Below are 22,267 nucleotides of genomic sequence, written 5' to 3'. Positions count from 1 at the left end.
TTCGCATAAATGGCTAAATTTTGAAATTTTCTGTTTAAAACAGTCACAAGACTTTAATTTTAAGCTATTTCAAGATAATATAAGATTATCATTGAAAAAGTAAAGAGAGGTTGACCAACTATGAATCCTTTAGCTTTAGATTTAAACGAGCAATTATCTAAATCAAATCCAGAAGTTGCAGACATGCTTTCCGACCTAGGAAAATTAATGTATTATCCGAAAGGTATATTATCTCAATCGGCGGAAGCAAAATCCACACAATATAATGCCACGATAGGAATGGCAACATATAAAGATAGTAAGATGTACGCAAATACTTTAAATGACATCTTCGATCATTTAGAACCAGATGAAATCTTCCCTTATGCTCCGCCACAAGGTTTAGAATCTCTTCGTGATTTATGGCAACAAAAAACATTAAAAGAAAACCCAGATTTAGATGCGAAAGACATGACAAGACCAATCCTTACTAATGCTTTAACACATGGCTTATCATTAGTTGGTGACATGTTCGTCGATAGTGGTGATACACTCTTACTCCCAACGCATAATTGGGGCAACTATAAACTCGTTTATAGTACAAGACATAGTGCTGAAATCGAAACGTATGATATTTTTGACGAATCTGGACATTTTACAACAGAAAATTTAGTTAATACACTAGAAAATTATAATAAAGAAAAAGTCATTTTAATATTAAATTATCCAAATAATCCAACTGGTTATACACCAACAAAAGATGAAGTTCATACTATCGTCGCTGCAGTAAAATCATTAGCAGAACGTGGTACAAACGTTATCGCTTTAGTTGACGATGCATACTACGGACTCTTTTACGAAGATGTTTATACACAGTCATTATTCACAGCATTAACGAATTTACATTTAGATAACTTATTACCAATTCGTTTAGATGGTGCAACAAAAGAATTCTTTGCATGGGGCTTACGTGTAGGTTTCATCAGTTTTGGTGTCGGAAACGATACAACAAAACAAGTATTAGAAGCTAAAATCAAAGGATTAATTCGAAGTAACATTTCAAGCGGCCCATTACCTTCGCAAAGTGCAGTTAAATACGTGCTCGAAAATCACGAAACTTTTGATAAAGAAATTCAACACAATATCGACACGTTACAAGCTAGATATGAAGTAACGAAATCTGTTGTATATGATGAGAAATACACATCATACTGGCAAGCCTATGATTTTAACTCAGGCTATTTTATGGCGTTACAAGTTAAAGACGTTGACCCTGAACAGTTACGCCAACACTTAATTAATAAATACTCTATTGGTATTATTGCCCTTAATTCAACCGACATTCGCATTGCTTTTAGTTGTGTAGAAAAAGATGACATTCCACATGTATTTGATTCTATCGCTAAAGCTATTGAAGACCTAAAAAATTAAAACAAATAATAAAAAGGATGAAATCGCATATAAACGGTGATTTCATCCTTTTTATTTATATTAACGTTGCTGTTTCAGTACACGTGCCATTTCTTCAATTTTACCAGCATGTAGTGGTACATGAATTGCATTTAAAATTAACAACTCATCTAACGTACTACAACCAGCAATCGTTTCAGTTAATTCAACTTCTAATTGTTGGTCAGTTAATTTTTTGGCACGTTCAGGTAACGTTTTTAAATTTTCGACAATTTCATCCACACTTGGGATATCTTCGTCGCCCCAATCAGCTGGATTAGAACCATAGCCAAATAAGCGTGTATATTTTTGGATGTCGACTTCATTTTGTTCACTTAAAGATAGCGCAGATTCAAAAATAGTTAACACGTGTCCATATTGCCAATGTAGCGTATTAGGGAAGAGTTCACTTTCATTATCTAATATACTTTCAATGTTCCATTTGTCATAATCTGATATTAAATAATTAATACCTGTATCAATCACATCGTACACTGATTTTTTTGTCATAGTTAATCTCCCTTTCTTAAAAAAGCTTCACATAAATAATAATTATAAGTAGTGAATAATATTTATGCTTACTTTCTCTACCCTCAATAAGTTGTTTTTACTCACTTTATACGTTTTATACTAAAAATATTTAAATACTACTGTTAAATAGTGCTCTATATCGCTTTCAAATTCAATTGTTTTTACTTTAAGATCTAGTGATTAAATATTACTAAAGTACAGCGTATTTTTAATCATCCCATTTTGAGCGTAGGACACAAGAACAAAAATTATTTTGAGGGTATTCTGGCTCAAAATATTTCACCACATCAGATTTAATATTACCAAAAGTTGTTTCAGGTTTATGCTTAAAGCCTTCATAAAAAGCTGTTAATACATCTTTTTTAAAATTACCTCGAGGAAATTTATTTACGATAGCTTTTCTAATTTCATCTGCATATTGCTCCCAATTGTCACTCATAACATCCATACCAACACCGTGATATAATAATGCAACATTATTTTCTTTATGCTCAGCCACACCTATCGTCGTATGTAATGCAATTGAATCCCAAGCAAGTTGTAAATCTTGGTCGTTATAATTGTGTGTATCTAAAAATTGGCGGACTGCATTTGCGCCGTCTACTTCAAACCTCAGATCATCACTACTATATTGGTTTGTTAACCCTAAATCATGGAAGAGCGAACACATATATAAAAGCTCTTTATCATATTTCAAATTATCTTGCATGCCTTTAACTTCACCAAATAAATATACTCTATTCGAATGGTTCCATATTAACTCATTACCGTATTCATGGACTACTTCTTGTGCTTCTTGGATTATTTTACTATCTGGGACAACAATTTCATTGATATCTTTTAACATAATAAATTCCTCCTTTGTTACAATATAGTCTCTATAGATATGTATATCAAACTATAGATCATTCATCATAAAAAAGAAGCCTTCCACTAAGTTAAGTAACTTAATGGAAGACGTCAGTAAAGAATTATTTTAAATTTTCTATGACCATTGGTAAAGTGAAATAACGTTATATCAATGGTTATAAGTTATTTTACATCATACCTGGCATGCCGCCCATACCTGCTTGTGCATCATTACTGCTTTCTTCAGGAATATGCGCAACGACCGCTTCAGTTGTTAAGAACATTGCTGCTACACTTGCTGCATGTTGTAACGCTGAACGTGTAACTTTAGTTGGATCTACAATACCTGCATCCAACATATTCACCCATTCATTTGTAGCTGCATTGAAACCAACACCTACATCAGCGTTTTTAAGTCTTTCAACAATAATCGAACCTTCTAAACCAGCGTTTTCTGCAATTTGACGAACTGGAGATTCTAATGCTTTTAATACAATATTAATGCCTGTTGCAATATCGCCTTCAGCTTCAATTTTAGAAACTTTGTCATAAATATTCATGAATGCTGTACCACCACCGGCTACAATACCTTCTTCAACAGCAGCTCTAGTAGAGTTTAAAGCATCTTCAATGCGTAATTTACGCTCTTTTAATTCTGTTTCACTTGCTGCACCAACTTTAATTACAGCTACGCCTCCAGCTAATTTAGCTAAGCGCTCTTGTAATTTCTCTTTATCAAATTCAGAATCCGTTTCTTCAATTTGAGATTTAATTTGGCTTACACGTGCATCGATATTATTTTGGTCTCCATTACCATCAACCACTGTTGTATTATCTTTAGTGATTTCTGCTTTACTTGAAGTACCTAACATATCAATTGTTGCATCTTTTAAATCTAAGCCTAAGTCATCAGTAATCACTTGTGCGCCTGTTAAGATAGCTAAATCTTCCAACATTGCTTTACGACGATCTCCGAATCCAGGTGCTTTAACTGCCACTGCAGTAAATGTGCCACGCATACGGTTTAATACGATATTTGTTAGTGCGTCACCTTCTACATCATCTGCTACGATTAGGATAGGTCTGTTAGATTGAACAACTTGTTCTAATAATGGCAGAATATCTTGGAAAGATGAAATCTTTTTATCTGTAATTAAAATATATGGTTTTTCAAGTTCTGCAACCATTTTATCTGAATCAGTTACCATATAAGGAGATTGGTAACCACGATCAAATTGCATACCTTCAACGACTTCAAGTTCAGTATTAAAACCACTTGATTCTTCTATTGTAATTACACCATCGTTACCTACTTTTTCCATAGCTTCTGAAATATATTTACCAATTTCTTCATCTGCTGCTGAAATTGATCCAACTTGCGCAATTTCATTTTTATTATCAACATTTTGAGAGATTTCTTGTAATGCGTCAATAGCTACGTCTACAGCTTTATCGATACCTTGACGTAAACCTACAGGATTTGCACCACTTGTTACGTTTTTCAAGCCTTCTTGTATCATTGCTTGAGCTAATACTGTAGCTGTAGTTGTTCCGTCACCTGCGATTTCATTCGTTTTGTTGGCAACTTCTTGTACTAATTTCGCTCCCATATTTTCATATGGATCTTCTAATTCAATTTCTTTTGCAATTGTAACACCGTCATTTGTGATTAGTGGTGATGTATATTCTTTATCTAATACAACATTACGCCCTTTTGGTCCAATTGTAACTTTCACGGCGTTAGCTAATTTATCTACACCTCTTAACATAGATTGACGTGCGTCTTCGGAAAATTTTAAATCTTTCGCCATATTACTTTACCTCCATGATGTTCGTATTATTTGTATATTTTTTAGTTTTAATTTTGATTATTCTTCTATTACTGCTAATATATCGTCTTCGCTAACGATTAAGTATGTGTCGTCTCCACGCTTAACTTCAGTTCCAGCAAATTGTTGGAAAACAACATTGTCGCCTTCATTCACTTCAGGAGCAACTCGAGAACCATCTTTTAAAATACGTCCTGCACCTACTGCAATTATCGTACCTTCATTTGATTTCTCTTTAGCGCTATCAGTTAAAACGATACCACTTTTAGTTGTTTGCTCTTGTTCTGTTTTTTGAATAATTACTCGGTTACCTAATGGCTTTAACATTGATTGTTCCTCCTTAAAATACTAAAATTTTTAGCACTTAATCATTGTGAGTGCTAATACACTTTCTATAATAATCAAAATTGGTCAATATTTCAAGTTAAAACCATTACACTAAATTTTGTGTGAACAGCAATTTTACGATAAAATAAAGTATATTCTAATTTTTGGAGGTTTATTATGTCTCGTTTATGGGTGTCCATTTTGACATTAGTTATTTATGTCCTTGCACAGTTTGGTCCGATTTTTTTACAAATGGCAGGCTTATTTAACAATTTAAGTGGCAAAGAAATACTCTTTGCTAATATTTATACACAAGTGGTCTTGTTTATTATAGCTACTTTACTCATCATACTAATAAACTTTTTCATTGCCAATCCTACGCAACTAGAGCGACAAACTAAGGAAAAGAAAAGATATGTTATCCTTTGGGCAATCGTAGGTTATATGATTGTTATGATTTATCAAGTTGTTGCAGGAATGATAAATATGTATGTATTCGGCGCACCTCAATCTAGCTCTAATACAGAAAGATTGATGAAAATAGCACAAGAAATACCGACATTCATCATATTAATTTCAGTTGTAGGACCTATTCTAGAAGAATTTTTATTTAGAAAAGTGATATTTGGTGAATTATACAATCTATTAAAAGGTAATAAAACTTTTAAATTTCTCATTGCTGGAATAGTAAGCTCCATTATCTTTAGTGCTGCACATGGAGATCCATCATTCTTTATCATCTATTTCGGTATGGGCTTTATTTTCTCAGCATTGTATGTATATACAAAACGTATATGGGTTCCTATCCTTGTACACATTATGCAAAATGGCTTTGTCACCATTGTACAAATTTATTTAGGACCTGAAAAAACAAAAGAACTACAAGAAACTGCATCATTTATATTTAACTTCATGCTTTAATTAAATTTTAAGTTATATAAATAAATGGAAGAACTCAATGTTTATTACATGAGTTCTTCCATTTTTTATTTGTCTATGACACGTTGGGTGTCAAAAAGTTATTAATTTTCTTTTTTATTTCTGCGATAAACAAAATATCCTACCACTACACCTATAAATATTATCGTTATTGCAGTGATTAAAGCAAATAATGTCCGTTCGAATTTAATATCAATTGTGTCTTTCGATTCCTTATCGTTTGTACGCGTCGATTCTTCATCACTACTTGAATGATATTCATATTTACCAGATGCGGCACTTTTGTTTTCTGGCGTTTTTAAGTCAGGCATAGAACCTATTTCTCCAGTAATCAATGCCAAAACTTGCTTATCTAAATTTTTATAGTAATCTCTTGATTTTAATGGGTTAAAATATTGAAATTTAAAATAATTTGTTCCCTTTTGTAACTCATTTAAAAACGCATTATCTGAAAAACTTTGACGTCTTATGATAGAAGTAATGTCTTTGTCAGATACACTATCAACATTATTATTAAGCTGTTTAACTTGGTTCAAAATAAAAGGGTTGTATTTAAAAGAACCTGGAGACATTTGATTAAATCTATTAACTAATCTGCTGTCACCTTGATTTGAATTTTGACTTGTTTTCTCTGTACTCAAATCTCCATAAGTCACAGCATTATTGTTACTGCCTGCTATCTTTTCATTTGATTGCGCATATTGCTTATTTGCATTTTGATTCTCACCATTATATTCGTTTGAAGATGTGTGTTCATTTTGAGAATTTCCCGAGTTTGAATGATTCACTGAACTGTCTGATATATTATTTTTACTGCCCTGGTTATGATGGTTTGATCCAGATGGTATGTTTGGGCTCAGTGGTTTATTAGGTTTCGGGGGTTCTGTTGTATTGTTATCTCCTCCGCCTTCACTTGGTTGTTCTGGTTTAGGTTCTTCTGTTGAACTTCCCCCATCATTTTGTGGTTTATCAGGATTTGTCGGTTCTGTTGTATTATCGTCTCCGCCTTCACTTGGCTGTTCTGGTTTAGGTTTCTCTTCTGAGTCATCTCCATCGCCCTGTGGATTATCAGGGTTTGACGGTTCTGTTGTATTATCGTCTCCGCCTTCACTTGGCTGTTCTGGTTTAGGTTTCTCTTCTGAGTCATTTCCGCCGCCTTGTGGATTATTTGGGTTTGATGGTTCTGTTGTATTATCATCCCCGTCTTCACTTGGTTGTTCTGGTTTAGGCTTCTCTTCTGAGTCATCTCCATCGCCTTGTGGATTATCAGGGTTTGACGGTTCTGTTGTATTATCGTCTTCATCTTCACTTGGTTGTTCTGGTTTAGGTTTCTCTTCTGAGTCATCTCCATCGTCCTGTGGATTATCAGGGTTTGACGGTTCTGTTGTATTATCATCCCCGTCTTCACTTGGTTGTTCTGGTTTAGGTTTCTCTTCTGAGTCATCTCCATCGCCTTGTGGATTATCAGGGTTTGACGGTTCTGTTGTATTATCGTCTTCACTTGGTTGTTCTGGTTTAGGTTTCTCTTCGGAATCGTCGCCATTATCTTCTGGTTTGTCAGAACCTGATGATTGATTATCTTCTTCTGGCTTTTCAGGCTCAGTAGTAGTGTCTGAATCACTATTGTCCAAATCACTGCCATTTGGTTGTTCAGATGATGGTTTCTCATCAGTTCCGTTGTCACTGTCTCCTGTATTGTTTGAATCCGATGATTGATTGTCTTCATCTGACTTATCTGGCTCAGTAGTAGTGTCTGGCTCACTATCGTTAGAGTTACTATCATTTGATTGTTCAGATGGTGAAATCGTTATAGCATCACTACTGGTTTTATTATCAGTTTGGTCAGAATTTGAAGGCACTTCATTCTCACTTGAATTATTTACTAGCTGAGTGTTATTTTGCACATTTTTATCTATATCTGATATATTGATACGCTTATGGTCTAAATCAGCATTATTCATAATCGTATTCTTATTGTATTCATTTAAATCTTTCTCTGCCCCTTGTGTTGGCTTAGAAATTAATGTAGCACTTAGTGCAATTGCAAAGCTAGATACAATAAACTTATGTGAATTATAATTTTTCATAATCTCACCTCCAAATAATTTTTCTTATATTCCCTATTAGTATATTAGAAATCGTCCTATTTTTCATTAAAATTAGGCTTTTGAAAGAAGAAATTAATCTATTTGAAATTTATAGTAAAAAGCTATTTACAAATCCAAGTATAATTATTATACTAGATATATAAAATAAATTGATGTGAAGGAGTTTTCCGAATGGGACTTTTTAGTAAAAAAGAAGATACACTAGATGTATTTCAAAGTGCAGTAGAATCAAGACGTACAATATATAGTTTAGAGCAAGAAATTTCAATATCTGATAAAGAGGTAGAAGGTATCATCGAACATGCAATTAAACATGTTCCATCTTCATTTAATGCTCAATCAACCCGTATTGTATTGTTATTAAACGATAACCATAATAAATTTTGGGATATAACAAAAGAAGAATTAAAAAAATCAATGGGTCCTGATCGTGAATTCCAAGCAACTTCAGACAAAATTGATAACTTCAAACATTCATATGGTACAATCCTATACTTTGAAGATCAAGACGTTGTCGAAGGTTTACAAAATCAAATGCCTAACTATGCTGAGAACTTTGCAATTTGGTCAAACCAAACAAATGCAATGCACCAATTTGCAATTTGGACTGCATTAGGTACTAAAGGTATTGGCGCATCATTACAACATTATAATCCACTTGTAGACGTAGCAGTAACTGAAGCGTTCGATATTCCTACTACTTGGAATCTTGTAGCTCAAATGCCTTTTGGTAACGTGCGTGATGAAGCTAGAGAAAAAGAATTTCATGATGTAAGCAAACGCTTCTTAGTAAGAAAATAGTTTATTTAATTTTTTTAACATTAACAATAATACAAGCGCTTAGGGGATAAACCCTTTCCAATTTATAAAACCAATTCATTTAAAATGAACTGGTTTTTTTATTTTAATATTTCGATTTTGAGTGTCCACGCTTCTCACGTGGTATTTTGTAATTTCATTGAACCCTTCCAATTTTGAATTTTCTGAATATATCTAGTATATTTATGCTAACAACAATTTAAGGGGCGATCGAGATGAATATAGAAATCTTTCAATTTAAAGTGGAACCAGCGAATGTTGCATTAAATGAAGAAACAATTACGAATTGGTTTGCCGAGTATGTCACAGCAAAGACAGACATCGTAGTTTTACCGGAAATGTGGAATAACGGTTATGCCCTACCGCAACTAAAAGAACTTGCTGATAATCAATTATCAAGAAGTTTTGAGTTTATATCAAAATTAGCAATCCAATATAAAGTTGATGTAATTGCAGGTTCTGTTTCAAATAGTATGAAAGATAACATCTACAATACTGCTTTTGCCGTTTCAAAAAATGGTTATTTAATAAACAGTTATGACAAGGTACATCTTGTGCCGATGTTAGATGAACCTTCATTTTTAACACCCGGTAATGCAGTTCCAGAACCCTTCACTCTATCAGATGGCGCTAAAGTTGCACATATTACTTGTTACGATTTACGCTTTCCTGAATTACTTCGCTATCCAGCGCGTAAAGATGCACAAATCGCTTTTTATGTTGCACAATGGCCCGCGGTAAGATTGAATCATTGGACTGCCCTCTTAAAAGCACGTGCCATCGAAAATGATATATTTGTAGTTGGTTGTAATGCTTGTGGAGATGATGGTAATACTGAATATGCAGGTCATTCTATCGTAATTAACCCTAATGGTGAAGTTATAGCAGAATTAGAAGAAAAACCAGATCATTTAACTTGTGACATTGATTTAGATGAAGTAACGAATCAACGCAATACTATTCCAGTATTCAAAAATTTAAGACCACATCTATATAAATAATTTCATAATAAAAACCGTGAGCTTGGGAGGGGCTCACGGTTTTTTGTAACTTATTATTAAGGGAATGTTTTTACAGTTATTTCTCTATCTATTTTTGGGGATGTTATTAATTATGAAAAAAATTAGTGAATTTACCGATTTTAATGATAAATTGAATGATGTTTACGATAGCTTACATGTTAATATTTTAAATTGTCTCTGTTATAGACAATGTTAAAATGATATTAGATTCGAGACTGGGAAGGTTCTGCAAATCTAAATTGGGAATGCTTAAATTAATAAGCGCGTTGTGTACTCAGTAAGTACTATTTTACGAAATCACTAATTGCTGCTGAGATATCTTTTGTCACTACATCAGCCTCCTCTTGTTTGTATTAAAATTGAAAAACGATAACTAATTTTTGTAACTATAACAACTATACGAAGAAAGTACAGTTACAATATCAGCGTGTCAATTAAGCTCCTGCTCAAAAGCTTAATTAACTTCATCATTCAAATCAAAATTCAAACAAAAATTGATTAAATGATTTGTAAAATGCTATCACTTCTTTGTGATACAAGTACATTTAACCATGATTTTGAGGTTATTCGTTAAAAAATCCCTAACTCGTCATATTTCATTCCTAAATGTTTACTTTTTTATGTTAAAATTAAAGAGATAAAGATTAGCAACAGTTAGGAACACAAAATATACAGTTACGCAATAAGACGCATAAAACTTAATTAAAATTGTATAATACGACTGAGGAGAGAAGCCCAATGTTAAAGTCTATAGATAGCAAAATTGACCGTTTTGCTAAATACCTACAACAACGTAACAACTTAGAACATATTGATTATTTAAAGATGCGTTTAGGTATGCAAGTATTTGTAGGCAATGTAACCAAAACAATAATAACTTATGGCGTTTCGATCCTTTGCCACCTCTTTTTTTACACACTAACTGTCCATTTATCGTACTTTTTAATTAGGCAATATGCACACGGTGCACATGCAAAATCTTCTTTTGCATGTCATGTGCAGAATTTATCTTTATTTGTTTTATTACCTTGGCTAATCGGGTATATGGGAGTGTCTTCACTAATTATGTATCCATTAGCAATACTTAGTTTCATTATATTAATGATATACGCACCTGCTGCTACGAAAAAGCAGCCTATACCACAACGATTAGTAAAAGGTAAGAAATTAAAGACAGTCATTGTAACTTTATTATTAGTAGTAATATCAATGTTTTTCAGTGAGCCTTATCAACAATTAGTACTTTTAGGCATTATTTTGATTGCTATCGCTCAACTACCTATATTTTTCCCTAAGGAGGATGTTTAATTATGCATATCTTTGAATCTATTTTTAGTATAATCGCGAAGTTTTTCACAGTACTAGGCGCAGTAGCCGGGGCAAGACCTTGTTATGGATATTTTGATGAGACAGAAGTACCTAAAGAAATTACAGAATTATACGAATAATTGTCTTAGAAAGTGTGTAGAGTATGGCTATTTTAAACACAATAATGTTATCAATATTTCAAGCAGTTTTGCTTTTCATAATCATTAAAATTTTAACAAATGTAACTTATACTTTGAGGGATTATATTACCATTATTGGGATTATAATCCCTTCAACCGTTTTATTCTTTTATTTTGATACAAAATCGATGTTATTTTTATTGTTAGCAAGTGTTGTCTTTATGTATTTTAAAAATCGCTTCATGGGTGTCGTATCTGTACTTGTTAGCTTTTTCATCCTGTATATGGCCAACTTCCTTTCAATTTGGTTAGCAACATCATTGCAAGATTTAATTTCAGAGAATTATATATTTAACTTAATATACTATATAATTTTCGTTGCTATAATTATGTTTTTTTCAATACTTGGAAGATTTCTCTTTAAACTATTAACCACTTCCGGTTTATCATTAAATAAAATATATTTAATTATTGTTTGTGTTTTTCTGTTAACAGTATTGTTATTAATTTATTTTTATTTACCTGATCGTGTTCTTTCTTTTGGAGATATAAAGTTTTTAGTGGTTATGTATGCAGTATTAATCATAACGACTGCTGTACTTATTGTTACGATTTCTTTCAGTATCATTCGTCAGATTCAGTACAAGCGTAATATGCGTGAAATCGAGAATTACTATAAGTACACTTTACAAATAGAAAAAATTAATCATGAAATGCGTAAATTTAGACATGACTACGTCAACATATTATCAACGATGTCGGATTTTATTAGAGAAAATGATATGGAAGGTTTAGATCAATATTTCCATGAAGAAATTTTGCCTATGCAAGACAGTATGCAAATGAATGCCATTAAAATTAGTGGTATTGAAAATCTAAAAGTTCGTGAAATCAAAGGATTATTAACAACAAAAATATTACAAGCTCAAGAAAAGAATATTAGAATTAGCATAGAAGTTCCTGAAACGATCGAAAAAATCGAAATGCCTATTATTAATTTGAGTAGGGTTATTGGCATTTTACTTGATAATGCGATCGAAGCTTCTGAAAAAATAGTGGATGACCCGCTTATTCGAATTGCTTTTATCAAAAATGAAGATGATTCAGTGATGTTTATAGTTATGAATAAATGTGATACTGATATGCCTCGATTACATACCCTATTCCAAGAGAATTTCTCTACAAAAGGTAAAAATCGTGGGCTTGGGCTTTCAACATTAAAAGAGTTGACTGATACGACCTCTAATGTTTTATTAGATACAACAATTGATAATAACTATTTTATACAAAAAGTAGAAATATTAAATACTGATTCATAAGGGTGTGAAAATATGAAGATATTCATATGTGAAGATGATGAAAGACAACGTGAGAATATGATTTCGATTATCAACAACTACATCATGATTGAAGAGAAACCGATGGAAATTGAAGTTGCAACTGCCGATCCTTATGAAGTTTTAGAACGTTCTAAAGATTTAAGTGATATAGGGTGTTACTTTTTAGATATACAATTGGAAGCCGACATTAACGGCATCAAGCTTGCTAGTGAAATTCGCAAGCACGACCCTGTAGGTAATATCATTTTTGTTACAAGTCATAGCGAGCTTACATATCTTACTTTTGTTTATAAAGTAGCAGCGATGGACTTTATTTTTAAAGATGATCCGGATGAATTAAAATCTAGAATCATTGATTGTTTAGAAACTTCAGAATCTAGGTTAAAATTACTTTCTAAAGAAAGCACTGTTGAAACAATTGAATTAAAACGTGGAAGTAATTCAGTATATGTTCAATATGATGATGTTATGTTTTTTGAGTCCTCTACTAAATCTCATCGATTGATTGCGCATTTAGACAATAGACAAATTGAATTCTATGGTAACCTTAAAGAACTTAACCAACTTGATGATAGATTCTTTAGGTGTCATAACAGTTTCGTTGTTAACAGACATAATATTGAATCTATTGATTCAAAATCTCGCATTGTTTATTTCAAAAACCAAGAACATTGCTTTGCTTCAGTAAGAAATGTAAAAAAAATATAATATAAAAAAGACTTAGCAAATTATGCTAAGTCTTTTTTTACTGTTTATTTAATGCTTTATTTACTTCACTTAAATTCGGAATACTCTCTATAGCGCCGTATTTTGTAGTAACCATTGCTGCTACATAATTACTAAATTCTAAAATACTTTGACCTTCATTTTTTAACAATTGATTTATATCATTTGTATTTGAGGTTACGATTCTACTAATCAACGCTCCAATAAAAGCATCTCCGGCACCTGTCGTATCAATCGGCTGTACTTTAAACCCTTGGTGCCTAATGACTGTACCGTCCTTCAAATATATCATAGCTCCGGCAGCACCTTTAGTATAAATAACCGCTTCTACATCACCTTGAAATAACCATTGAATTGCTTGTACTTCGTCACTCTGACCTGTAACAAAAGTCAATTCTTCATCAGAAATTTTAACAATATTTGCTAGTGGTATAAATGATTGTATTGCCTCTTTACACGCGTCCTCACTATCCCATAATGGTAAGCGAACATTGGGATCAAATACAACTGTTCCCCCTGCTACTTTAACTTTATCAATCAATGCTTTGTGTGCATACTTCATAGGACTTTCTACTAAATCCACCGAACAAAAATGTAGCACATCGTTTTCCATCACATCAATTCCTGCTACCGCTTCAGTTTGGTAAAGCATATCAGCAGAAGGTTTACGATAAAAGGAAAAGTCTCTTTCACCGTCTTTAGTTAAGCTTACAAAAGCTAATGCAGTATTAGCCTCATCCGTACGTTTTAAATACTGTGTACCGACATCTAAGTTTTCTAACGTTTCAACTATTAAATCACCAAATGCATCATTTCCTAATTGAGTAATCATCTCAGCTTTGCCACCTAGTTTAGTGGTCGTACATGCTACATTACAAGGTGCGCCTCCCACTTGGCGCGAAAAGCCTTCAACATCTTTCAATTTAGAGTCCGTCGTATTAGGTATAAAATCGATTAACGCTTCACCTATAGCAAGTAGTCGTTTCATACTTCCTCATCCTTTAAATCATATTTTGTGAATTTTAAATATACTTGTCCAGATTCTGTTGATGTTTTAATGCCTGTAGCTTCATCGTCTGTAAAAATTCTAGAAGTCATGACACGTTCACCATCGTTGCAGAATATTTCGACACTCGATGTATCGATAAATAATTGTAACTGTGTTAAAGGTGTATCCAGATAGGTTGTTCTTGTTGTACTGTCGACTGGGTCTGGTAACAAACCACTTTCACTACGATCTAACGTTAACTTTTGTTCTTTCTTATTATAAGTAATCAGTGTTGTTTGTTTTTTAGACGTACGCACTTCAAAATATACTTCAGTTGAATCGTTTTCTAAAATATCGATAATCAATTCATATTGTCTTCCTTCATATGGATACAATTGTCTCGTGAATTTATTCGCATACCCTAGTGCTGTTTCTTTATTTATTCTTAATTGTTCAAGGGATTTTACCGGTCGTTGTTTTAAATTACCTGCTTCAATCGATAGTACACGTGGAATAGTTAGACAGTGTGCCCATCCATCAACATCAGATGGATAATTAATTTCCGGCAATCCCATCCAGCCAATTAATACTCGCTGTCCATATTCATCTATAAACGTTTGTGGCGCATAAAAATCAAAGCCGTGGTCAAGTTCAAAAAAGTCTCCATGATTCATTGTTAAATTATCAATGTCGTATTGTCCCATAATATACCCTGATTGATAGATATTCTTAAATCGCTCACCTTCTTCATCAATACCTTGTGGACAAAATAACAACATATCATATCCATCCAAGTTAAAGTAATCCGGACATTCCCACATATAACCAAATGAATCTAGATTCGTATGAACTTCACCTTGAAATTCCCAATTCACAATATCTGTTGAACGATATTGAATCACTCTACCTTGACCTTGTTCATTTTGAGCTCCAATGACAGCATAATAGACACCATCTTTTGAAAATACTTTAGGGTCTCTGAAGTGCTGTGTATATCCAAATGGCGGTTCAGCAATGACCGCTTTAGGAAACTTTTCAACTTCACCTTCTGCATTTATTTTTGCAATATGTTGCGTAGAAATTCTATTCCAATCTTCATCGCGATGATTTGCCGTATACATATAATACATATGGTTATTATATTCAAATGCACTACCACTATAAACACCATGACTATCATCTTTAGTATCTGGCTTTAATGATGTTCCCACATCTTCAAAATGTACTAAATCCTTACTTGTATATGTATACCAATATTTCAAGCCATGGACTGGTCCTAACGGAAACCATTGATGTGATATATAATACGTCCCGTCATAGTATATCAATCCGTTAGGATCGTTTAATAATCCTGTTTTAGGTTGTAAATGAAACGTTTGTCTATACCTAGACTCATTAACTTTAGCTGATAAATCATCTAATGTTTGCTGATCAACGTCTTCATATTTTTGATAACGTTCATCTCTTGTCCACTCAGCCATTACTATTTTCCTCCTACTATCCAATATTCAAACTTTATTCTACATTATGGTACCGGTTCCATTACGTTTTATTATATAATATCATGCTTCAGTTAATTTTTAAATGAAAGACCCACATCAATAGAGATACGTTGCTCTATAGGTTGATGTTGAATGAGTTGATTGAGTTTGCTCATTGCTACTTCACCAGCATATTCAAAATGATAATTAACTGTATGAATTGAAGGCGAGACAATTTCTGTAACTGGATCACCACCAAAACCAACGATAAATTTGTCACCATTTTGTGTAGTATCTTCTGAGGTGACTTTATGTACAGCTAATGCGATAGAATCTGTTGCTCCCACAACTGCGTCATAATTAGGTTGAGTTTGCAATTCTTTTGATACATCAAACATTGCCTCATTGTAATTAAATGAGGTTTGCGAAATATGTGGTTTGACATTATATTTCGCTAAGCCACTGATTAAGCCTTTTTTTCTATGTATACCTACAGCAACATCGGTTTCTGTAACTCCAAAGAATTGAATGTTTTTAAAACCTTTTGATCCGAGTCCTTCGCCTACCATATAACCTGCATGAAAATCATTATGGATAATACAATGCAAGTCCTTATGTTCTTGACCGACGATAATAACAGGGACATCAATTTTATTAATCACTTCAATATGTCTATCTGTAATTTCTGTAGCCATTAATATAATTCCATCGACTTTACTTCTATAAAATGTTTCTAATGCATCAATTTCCAGTTCTGTATCGATATTTGTATAATTAAGCAATAATCTATAGTTCAAATCATCACAAACTGTCTTCACGCCTTTGATTGTTTCATCTACTGCGTAAGAGTTCATTCTAGGTATAATCGCACCTATCATATTGGTTCTATGCGCTCGCAGACTTTGGGCAAACTGATTTGGTTGGTAATCATTTTCTCGAATGATTTTATCCAACTTTTGCTTAGTTTTTAAACTTACCGAGCCATTATTAAGATATCTTGAAACTGTACTCTTTGATACGCCAGCAATTTTTGCAATATCAGATATATTTTTCATATTCTCTCACTCTCATCAATAAGCTATTCTCAATATGATTAATTCTATCATATTGCAACCGCTTTAAATACTATTTAAAATAAAAACCAACCTGATACCTTAGGTGTTTAAACCTAATAATAGCAAGTTGGTTGGTCTTTCACTTATTCAGCTTTTTGAATTGTAATCGTCCAAGAAGCATCATCTAATTGTTCATAGTTTGTTATCGGATATCCTTTTTCAGCTGCCCAATTAGGTAGTGCCTCTGTTGCCTGAGTACAGTCAAAGTCTATTTTCAATTCTTCACCGTTATTCATTGTATCCATTTTCTTTTGTGCTTCTATTAATGGAAATGGGCAAACCATTCCTACCGTTCCTAATTCATGTACCATAATTAAATTCCTCCCTAATATAATTAAGTCGTTTGTGTTTGTGTTGAAATCGTATTTTCACTAGTTTGTTGGCGTTGCGCTTTTTTCATTGGTTTTATAAATATAAAGTAACTCATAAACCAAGCTCCTAAAATCATAGACGCAAGTGCAATCCAACCTTTCCATGACATCGTTGCAGTTTCTACTAAACCGTTACCTATTGAACAACCGCCAGCTACAGAAGCGCCAAATCCCATACATACGCCACCGATAACACTATTACGTATTGTCTTTTTATCAGGCATTCTCCATTTGAATTCTTTAGCACCTTTCGCAGCAATATAAGAACCAACGAATATACCTAGAACAAGGAATACACCCCAGTCTATCAATTTCAAGTCACCAGTTACAAAAAACTGAACTATATTTGCAGATGGTGTTGTAATACCAAGTCCATACATTCTTCCTGTTGATTCACTTACAGGCCATGCGATTAAAGCAATCAGCCCAACAGCAATTGCTGCAACAAATGGATGATATTTTTTCTCGAATAAATAATGTCTTATACCTGTATATTTTTGCTTTAATTTTGGTATAGCAAATTTAGGTTTTGGTTTACGTAACGTTTTTACAACAAGAAGAATCGTGATGATTGTAAGTAACGCGACCCAAACCCATGTTGGTATACCTGTCGTTTGTGCCATACTTGAATTTACATTTGTCGGTTTGTTCACACCATTCATTAATGGTAACAGCAAACCAAACTTTGTTGCCGCTGCAGTGAAACCATAGGCAATAAGTGCCATCCAGCTACCTATTAAACCTTCTCCAGCTCTATACCACGTACCTGTAGCACAACCTCCAGATAAAATAATACCAATACCAAATATAAATGAACCTATTACTGTTCCAATAATTGGATACGTAGATTCTGGAATTTCTACTAAGCCTGTTGATGTTAAAATTAATAACCCAATACTTTGTACGGAAATTGCAATTAACAATGCATAAAACATTTTATTGCTTTTTTGAACGTACATATCTCTAAATCCACCAGCTAAACAAAATCGCGTTCTTTGCATAACAAAGCCTAAAAGCGCACCAACGATTAGTCCACTGATTACTAACCACGTCATATTATTACCTCTTTCCCGATAAAATCAATATGATTTATCATATTAAACTTTTCATTAAATATCAAGCCCGTTTGCTTATATTTTATAAAGTGTTAATTGTGAAAATAACTGTAGTTGTTAGTAATCGTATAACTAAATACAAAAACTAGCTTTTTTAAACACTCACCACTTAACGTGTATCTCGTGCAAATAAAAAAGCTAGCCTATTTTCATACGCTTTATTTGTTACTATAATTTTTCATAAAGAATAGTAAAGATTGTAATTCAATACCCAAATCAATATGATGTACTTGAACATCCGATGGTGTCAGAACACGACTTGGTGTAAAGTTCAAAATACCTTTTACACCTGTTTTTACTAAAGTATCAGCAACGTGCTGCGCTACTTCTTCAGGTGTAGTTAAAATCACTACATCAATATGTTCTTGTGCTAATATATCCGTAATTTTATCAAACGGACTGACTGTTACTTTCCCTATTTGCGTCCCTATAATTTCATCTCGTATATCAAAAGCTTCCGTTATTGTCATCTCATCATGTATTGAGAAGTTGTATGTTAATAATGCTTTCCCTAAATTCCCAACACCTACAATTGCAATTTTTATCTCGTCATTTTCACTTATCTCATTTTTAAAAAAATGTAATAAGCTATCTATATTATAGCCATAGCCTTTCTTGCCTAATTCACCAAAATATGAAAAATCACGACGAATCGTTGCAGAATCAATGTTCAAACCCTCACTTATAGTTTTTGAATTAACTCTATCTATGCCTTTAGATTTCAAAGTATTGACGAATCTATAATACAACGGTAAACGTTTCAATGTGGCACGAGGAATCTTTTCGCTTTGATTAGCCAAGACCATGTCCCCCTATTTCATTATCTATTGCTGATTTATCTTATAATCACTACAACATTATACATTATTGAATAATAAAAATAAACAATGATAGTTTTAACCACGCGTTGAATACTGTAGAATGATAATGAATAGAGAGGTGCAAATCGGATGATATTATTACAACTCAATGACTTAACTAAATCATTCGACGGAGAAGATATTTTTAATAATGTAGATTTTGAAGTTAAAACTGGTGAACGTATTGGTATCGTTGGACGTAATGGTGCCGGAAAATCTACTTTAATGAAAATCATCGCTGGCGTCGAGACATATGATAGCGGTCAAGTTTCAAAAAGCAAAAATCTCAAGCTTGGTTATCTAACACAACAAATGACTTTAAATACGAATCAAACTGTTTTTGATGAAATGTCGAAACCATTTGAAAGTATGAAAAAATTAGAATTAGAAATGAAATTTGAGACGGACTGGTTAGCGCAACATGCTGATGAATATGATACTGAGTCATATAAGACACACATCGATCGCTATGAGTCTTTATCTAATCAATTTGAACAACAAGAAGGTTACCAATATGAAAGTAAGATTAAAACTGTTCTACACGGTTTGAATTTTAGTGAAGCGGATTTTAATCGTCCTATTAATGATTTTAGTGGCGGTCAAAAGACTAGGTTATCTTTAGCCCAGATGTTACTTAGCGAACCTGATTTACTATTACTTGATGAACCTACAAACCATTTAGATATGGAAACAACGCAATGGTTGGAAAGTTATCTGAATTATTTCAAAGGCGCTATCGTCATTATCAGTCACGATAGATATTTCTTAGATAAAATTGTCAATCAAATTTATGACGTTGCGCTCGGCGACGTACAACATTACGTAGGTAACTATGGACAATTCATAGAGCAAAGAGATAAATATTATGAAAAACGTATGCAAGAATATGAAAGTCAACAAGCTGAAATTAAAAAACTTGAAACATTTGTAGAGAAAAACATCGCTCGTGCTTCAACTACGGGCATGGCAAAAAGCCGAAGGAAAATGTTGGAAAAAATGGAAAGAGTTAACAAACCTATGATTGATGCTAAAAGCGCCAATATCCAATTCGATTTTGATAGAAATACTGGAAACGATGTATTTCATATTAAAAATCTAGAAATTGGATATGAGGAAGCCATAACAAAAGGTATTAATATCGAAGCCACTAAGGGAGACCATATTGCAATCATTGGTCCTAATGGTATTGGGAAGTCTACTTTAATCAAAACAGTCGCCGGTCTCCAACAAAAGATTAGTGGAGAAATTACTACAGGTGCAAATTTAAAAGTTGGTTATTACGATCAAAAACAAGCTGAATTTAAATCAAACAAAACAATCCTTGATTATTTATGGGACCAATATCCAACAATGAATGAAAAAGATATTCGAGCTGTCTTAGGCCGTTTCTTATTTGTACAAGATGATGTCAAAAAAATCATCAATGACTTGTCTGGTGGAGAAAAAGCACGTCTTCAACTTGCTCTACTGATGCTAGAGCGCAACAATGTACTTATTTTAGATGAACCAACTAACCATCTAGACATAGACTCTAAAGAGATGCTTGAACAAGCATTGTCAGATTTTAAAGGCACAATTTTATTTGTGTCACATGATCGCTATTTTATAAACGAACTTGCAAATAAAGTTTATGATTTGGACACTACTGGTGGAACAATGTATTTAGGTGATTATCAGTATTACATTGAAAAATTAGAAGAAAAAGCAGCGATTCAAGCGAAAAAAGAATTGGATAACCCTACAAAAACAGAAGTAAGTGCATCACAAAATCATAATTACGTTGACCAAAAACAACAAAAACGAGAGCAACGACAAGTTGAACGTAAAATAGAACAATGTGAAACAAATATTGAAATATATGAACAAGAAATAAATAATATAAACGAACAACTCACACAGCCTGATGTGTATTCTAATCCAGAAAAGGCAAATGATTTAGCAATTGAAAAAGAAATAGCCGAACAAAAATTAGAACAAGTCATGGATGAATGGGCAGAATTACAAGAATTGTTAATATAATCGCTATAAGTGCAATTGAGCTAAAGTAAAATTTTCTACTTTAGCTCTTTTTTTATGCTCATTCTATTCACAATACCATTACTGTTACAATAGCTATCCACAGAGTTATCCTAGTTGTCCACAAGTAATATGTAACTATTACCCGCTTTCAATTTTCAGATATTAACCTATATCCACACACATAACCACTACTTATCCACAAGTTATACACTATTTGTTGATAAGTACGCACGTTCCCTATTGACATTCTATATAAACTATAATATTCAACTGATTTCATTTTTACCTATGTAATCATGTCAAAGTTGTTACGCATTATGCAATTTCCAGAACAAATCTATAAACGTGCAAAATCTTTCATCTCAAAAACCAATTAATCAAAAAGCTAAGGCTGGGACATAATTACATGTCTCAGCCTTAGCTTTTTATAATTTATTCTGCATTGATCATCCAAGTCACACCGAATGGGTCATTAAACATACCATATAGTTCAGACCACTCTGTCTTATCTAATGGCATCGTAGCTTCACATCCACCTTCTATTGCTTTATTAAAAAAAGCTTCTGCTTGTTGTTTGTCCGCTTCATTTGAATAATCAAAAGTGAAAGCCACAATCGCACCACTATTATCAATTTTTTTATTTTTCATTGTATCACTACAATAGAATGTTTCACCTAAAATTTTAAATGACGCGTTCATAGTAAAATTCTTATCAATATCATATTCCTCTGGCATATCTGCAAACATTTCATGATCACCGCCAACACGCTGTATGTCAGTGGCCCCTAGGTGTTTCTCATAAAAATTCAACGCTGCTAAACTATTTTGAAAGTTAAAATATTGAACTGATTTCATTAAAATATCCTCCTTTAAAAATGATATTTGTAAATAACCTTAGATTCTATCGTCATTAGATAATGATTCACTAAATTACCTATACCCTTATTTCTCA

Annotated in this window: 21 protein-coding genes; 9 read left to right on the top strand and 12 right to left on the bottom strand. The window is 32.9% G+C overall.

What is annotated here, in order from left to right; translation table 11 throughout:
- The first annotated feature begins 120 nt into the window (after positions 1 to 120).
- Positions 121 to 1,410 carry an aminotransferase class I/II-fold pyridoxal phosphate-dependent enzyme gene (locus MHB47_RS04685; protein WP_340755411.1) on the top strand — a complete coding sequence of 430 codons (1,290 nt, stop codon included), beginning with the start codon at positions 121 to 123 and terminating at the stop codon, positions 1,408 to 1,410.
- A 60-nt stretch (positions 1,411 to 1,470) separates the two neighbouring features.
- On the opposite strand, the gene MHB47_RS04680 is transcribed toward MHB47_RS04685, so the two are convergent.
- From MHB47_RS04680 to groES, 4 genes are all read right to left on the bottom strand, one after another.
- A complete protein-coding gene (locus tag MHB47_RS04680) occupies positions 1,471 to 1,938 on the bottom strand; it encodes a DinB family protein (protein WP_340755409.1) in 468 nt (155 codons plus the stop codon).
- Between the two features lie 229 nt (positions 1,939 to 2,167).
- A complete protein-coding gene (locus MHB47_RS04675; protein WP_340755407.1) occupies positions 2,168 to 2,806 on the bottom strand; it encodes a phosphohydrolase in 639 nt (212 codons plus the stop codon).
- A gap of 190 nt (positions 2,807 to 2,996) precedes the next feature.
- A complete protein-coding gene (gene groL, locus MHB47_RS04670) occupies positions 2,997 to 4,619 on the bottom strand; it encodes a chaperonin GroEL (protein ID WP_002507148.1) in 1,623 nt (540 codons plus the stop codon).
- 57 nt (positions 4,620 to 4,676) lie between these two features.
- A complete protein-coding gene (gene groES, locus MHB47_RS04665; RefSeq protein WP_002507147.1) occupies positions 4,677 to 4,964 on the bottom strand; it encodes a co-chaperone GroES in 288 nt (95 codons plus the stop codon).
- A gap of 177 nt (positions 4,965 to 5,141) precedes the next feature.
- Between groES and mroQ the strand changes: the two genes are divergently transcribed.
- Entirely contained in the window at positions 5,142 to 5,885 is a 744-nt protein-coding gene (gene mroQ / locus MHB47_RS04660) for an intramembrane glutamic endopeptidase MroQ (protein ID WP_277582402.1), read from the top strand.
- 101 nt (positions 5,886 to 5,986) lie between these two features.
- Here mroQ and MHB47_RS04655 read toward each other — a convergent pair whose 3' ends face one another.
- Positions 5,987 to 7,990 carry an SdrH family protein gene (locus tag MHB47_RS04655; RefSeq protein ID WP_340755405.1) on the bottom strand — a complete coding sequence of 668 codons (2,004 nt, stop codon included), beginning with the start codon at positions 7,988 to 7,990 and terminating at the stop codon, positions 5,987 to 5,989.
- A gap of 192 nt (positions 7,991 to 8,182) precedes the next feature.
- Here MHB47_RS04655 and MHB47_RS04650 point away from each other — a divergent pair, with 192 nt between their 5' ends.
- From MHB47_RS04650 to agrA, 6 genes are all read left to right on the top strand, one after another.
- On the top strand, positions 8,183 to 8,812 hold the full coding sequence (locus MHB47_RS04650) for a nitroreductase family protein (RefSeq protein WP_340755403.1): 630 nt from the start codon (positions 8,183 to 8,185) through the stop codon (positions 8,810 to 8,812).
- Between the two features lie 233 nt (positions 8,813 to 9,045).
- Positions 9,046 to 9,831 (top strand): carbon-nitrogen family hydrolase, encoded by a 786-nt coding sequence (locus MHB47_RS04645; RefSeq protein WP_340755401.1) that lies wholly within the window; start codon positions 9,046 to 9,048, stop codon positions 9,829 to 9,831.
- 759 nt (positions 9,832 to 10,590) lie between these two features.
- A complete protein-coding gene (locus MHB47_RS04640) occupies positions 10,591 to 11,160 on the top strand; it encodes an accessory gene regulator AgrB (protein WP_340755399.1) in 570 nt (189 codons plus the stop codon).
- A gap of 2 nt (positions 11,161 to 11,162) precedes the next feature.
- Positions 11,163 to 11,300, top strand: a complete 138-nt coding sequence (agrD, locus tag MHB47_RS04635) for a cyclic lactone autoinducer peptide AgrD (protein ID WP_021339970.1) — start codon at positions 11,163 to 11,165, stop codon at positions 11,298 to 11,300.
- A gap of 23 nt (positions 11,301 to 11,323) precedes the next feature.
- On the top strand, positions 11,324 to 12,619 hold the full coding sequence (gene agrC, locus MHB47_RS04630) for a quorum-sensing sensor histidine kinase AgrC (RefSeq protein WP_340755397.1): 1,296 nt from the start codon (positions 11,324 to 11,326) through the stop codon (positions 12,617 to 12,619).
- 12 nt (positions 12,620 to 12,631) lie between these two features.
- Positions 12,632 to 13,348: a quorum-sensing response regulator AgrA gene (gene agrA, locus MHB47_RS04625; RefSeq protein ID WP_002507139.1), complete on the top strand. Its 717-nt coding sequence runs from the start codon at positions 12,632 to 12,634 to the stop codon at positions 13,346 to 13,348.
- A 37-nt stretch (positions 13,349 to 13,385) separates the two neighbouring features.
- Here the strand turns inward: agrA and MHB47_RS04620 are convergent, their stop codons facing one another.
- The 6 genes from MHB47_RS04620 to MHB47_RS04595 all read right to left on the bottom strand — a co-directional run bounded on the left by MHB47_RS04620 (position 13,386) and on the right by MHB47_RS04595 (position 19,242).
- A complete protein-coding gene (locus MHB47_RS04620) occupies positions 13,386 to 14,354 on the bottom strand; it encodes a carbohydrate kinase family protein (protein ID WP_002507138.1) in 969 nt (322 codons plus the stop codon).
- Positions 14,351 to 15,835, bottom strand: coding sequence for a sucrose-6-phosphate hydrolase (locus tag MHB47_RS04615; RefSeq protein WP_340755395.1), 1,485 nt, complete (start codon positions 15,833 to 15,835; stop codon positions 14,351 to 14,353). The genes MHB47_RS04620 and MHB47_RS04615 overlap by 4 nt, the downstream gene beginning before the upstream one ends.
- A 92-nt stretch (positions 15,836 to 15,927) precedes the next feature.
- Entirely contained in the window at positions 15,928 to 16,890 is a 963-nt protein-coding gene (locus tag MHB47_RS04610) for a LacI family DNA-binding transcriptional regulator (protein WP_340755393.1), read from the bottom strand.
- A gap of 143 nt (positions 16,891 to 17,033) precedes the next feature.
- Positions 17,034 to 17,261 (bottom strand): sulfurtransferase TusA family protein, encoded by a 228-nt coding sequence (locus tag MHB47_RS04605; RefSeq protein WP_002507135.1) that lies wholly within the window; start codon positions 17,259 to 17,261, stop codon positions 17,034 to 17,036.
- A gap of 23 nt (positions 17,262 to 17,284) precedes the next feature.
- Positions 17,285 to 18,376 carry a YeeE/YedE family protein gene (locus tag MHB47_RS04600; RefSeq protein ID WP_002507134.1) on the bottom strand — a complete coding sequence of 364 codons (1,092 nt, stop codon included), beginning with the start codon at positions 18,374 to 18,376 and terminating at the stop codon, positions 17,285 to 17,287.
- A 218-nt stretch (positions 18,377 to 18,594) separates the two neighbouring features.
- Complete coding sequence (locus MHB47_RS04595; protein ID WP_031266148.1) at positions 18,595 to 19,242, bottom strand: redox-sensing transcriptional repressor Rex; 648 nt, start codon at positions 19,240 to 19,242, stop codon at positions 18,595 to 18,597.
- 144 nt (positions 19,243 to 19,386) lie between these two features.
- Between MHB47_RS04595 and MHB47_RS04590 the strand changes: the two genes are divergently transcribed.
- The gene (locus MHB47_RS04590; RefSeq protein ID WP_021339964.1) at positions 19,387 to 21,315 is read left to right on the top strand and encodes an ABC-F family ATP-binding cassette domain-containing protein; all 1,929 of its coding nucleotides are present in this window, start codon (positions 19,387 to 19,389) and stop codon (positions 21,313 to 21,315) included.
- Between the two features lie 432 nt (positions 21,316 to 21,747).
- Here the strand turns inward: MHB47_RS04590 and MHB47_RS04585 are convergent, their stop codons facing one another.
- Positions 21,748 to 22,170 carry a VOC family protein gene (locus MHB47_RS04585; protein ID WP_002507130.1) on the bottom strand — a complete coding sequence of 141 codons (423 nt, stop codon included), beginning with the start codon at positions 22,168 to 22,170 and terminating at the stop codon, positions 21,748 to 21,750.
- Positions 22,171 to 22,267: the final 97 nt, after the last annotated feature.

The organism is Staphylococcus sp. FSL K6-3157, assembly GCF_038005145.1.
Classification (GTDB): domain Bacteria; phylum Bacillota; class Bacilli; order Staphylococcales; family Staphylococcaceae; genus Staphylococcus; species Staphylococcus equorum.
This window is presented reverse-complemented; position numbering and strand designations above follow the sequence as displayed.

Coding starts and splice junctions, on each gene's coding strand:
- MHB47_RS04610 (WP_340755393.1), bottom strand. CDS start 16,890: ATGAAAAATATATCTGATATTGCAAAAATTGCTGGCGTATCAAAGAGT.
- MHB47_RS04585 (WP_002507130.1), bottom strand. CDS start 22,170: ATGAAATCAGTTCAATATTTTAACTTTCAAAATAGTTTAGCAGCGTTG.
- MHB47_RS04590 (WP_021339964.1), top strand. CDS start 19,387: ATGATATTATTACAACTCAATGACTTAACTAAATCATTCGACGGAGAA.
- MHB47_RS04620 (WP_002507138.1), bottom strand. CDS start 14,354: ATGAAACGACTACTTGCTATAGGTGAAGCGTTAATCGATTTTATACCT.
- MHB47_RS04595 (WP_031266148.1), bottom strand. CDS start 19,242: ATGGTCTTGGCTAATCAAAGCGAAAAGATTCCTCGTGCCACATTGAAA.
- agrC (WP_340755397.1), top strand. CDS start 11,324: ATGGCTATTTTAAACACAATAATGTTATCAATATTTCAAGCAGTTTTG.
- MHB47_RS04645 (WP_340755401.1), top strand. CDS start 9,046: ATGAATATAGAAATCTTTCAATTTAAAGTGGAACCAGCGAATGTTGCA.
- groES (WP_002507147.1), bottom strand. CDS start 4,964: ATGTTAAAGCCATTAGGTAACCGAGTAATTATTCAAAAAACAGAACAA.
- MHB47_RS04680 (WP_340755409.1), bottom strand. CDS start 1,938: ATGACAAAAAAATCAGTGTACGATGTGATTGATACAGGTATTAATTAT.
- MHB47_RS04605 (WP_002507135.1), bottom strand. CDS start 17,261: ATGGTACATGAATTAGGAACGGTAGGAATGGTTTGCCCATTTCCATTA.
- mroQ (WP_277582402.1), top strand. CDS start 5,142: ATGTCTCGTTTATGGGTGTCCATTTTGACATTAGTTATTTATGTCCTT.
- MHB47_RS04655 (WP_340755405.1), bottom strand. CDS start 7,990: ATGAAAAATTATAATTCACATAAGTTTATTGTATCTAGCTTTGCAATT.
- MHB47_RS04685 (WP_340755411.1), top strand. CDS start 121: ATGAATCCTTTAGCTTTAGATTTAAACGAGCAATTATCTAAATCAAAT.
- MHB47_RS04675 (WP_340755407.1), bottom strand. CDS start 2,806: ATGTTAAAAGATATCAATGAAATTGTTGTCCCAGATAGTAAAATAATC.
- MHB47_RS04640 (WP_340755399.1), top strand. CDS start 10,591: ATGTTAAAGTCTATAGATAGCAAAATTGACCGTTTTGCTAAATACCTA.
- groL (WP_002507148.1), bottom strand. CDS start 4,619: ATGGCGAAAGATTTAAAATTTTCCGAAGACGCACGTCAATCTATGTTA.
- MHB47_RS04650 (WP_340755403.1), top strand. CDS start 8,183: ATGGGACTTTTTAGTAAAAAAGAAGATACACTAGATGTATTTCAAAGT.
- MHB47_RS04615 (WP_340755395.1), bottom strand. CDS start 15,835: ATGGCTGAGTGGACAAGAGATGAACGTTATCAAAAATATGAAGACGTT.
- agrD (WP_021339970.1), top strand. CDS start 11,163: ATGCATATCTTTGAATCTATTTTTAGTATAATCGCGAAGTTTTTCACA.
- agrA (WP_002507139.1), top strand. CDS start 12,632: ATGAAGATATTCATATGTGAAGATGATGAAAGACAACGTGAGAATATG.
- MHB47_RS04600 (WP_002507134.1), bottom strand. CDS start 18,376: ATGACGTGGTTAGTAATCAGTGGACTAATCGTTGGTGCGCTTTTAGGC.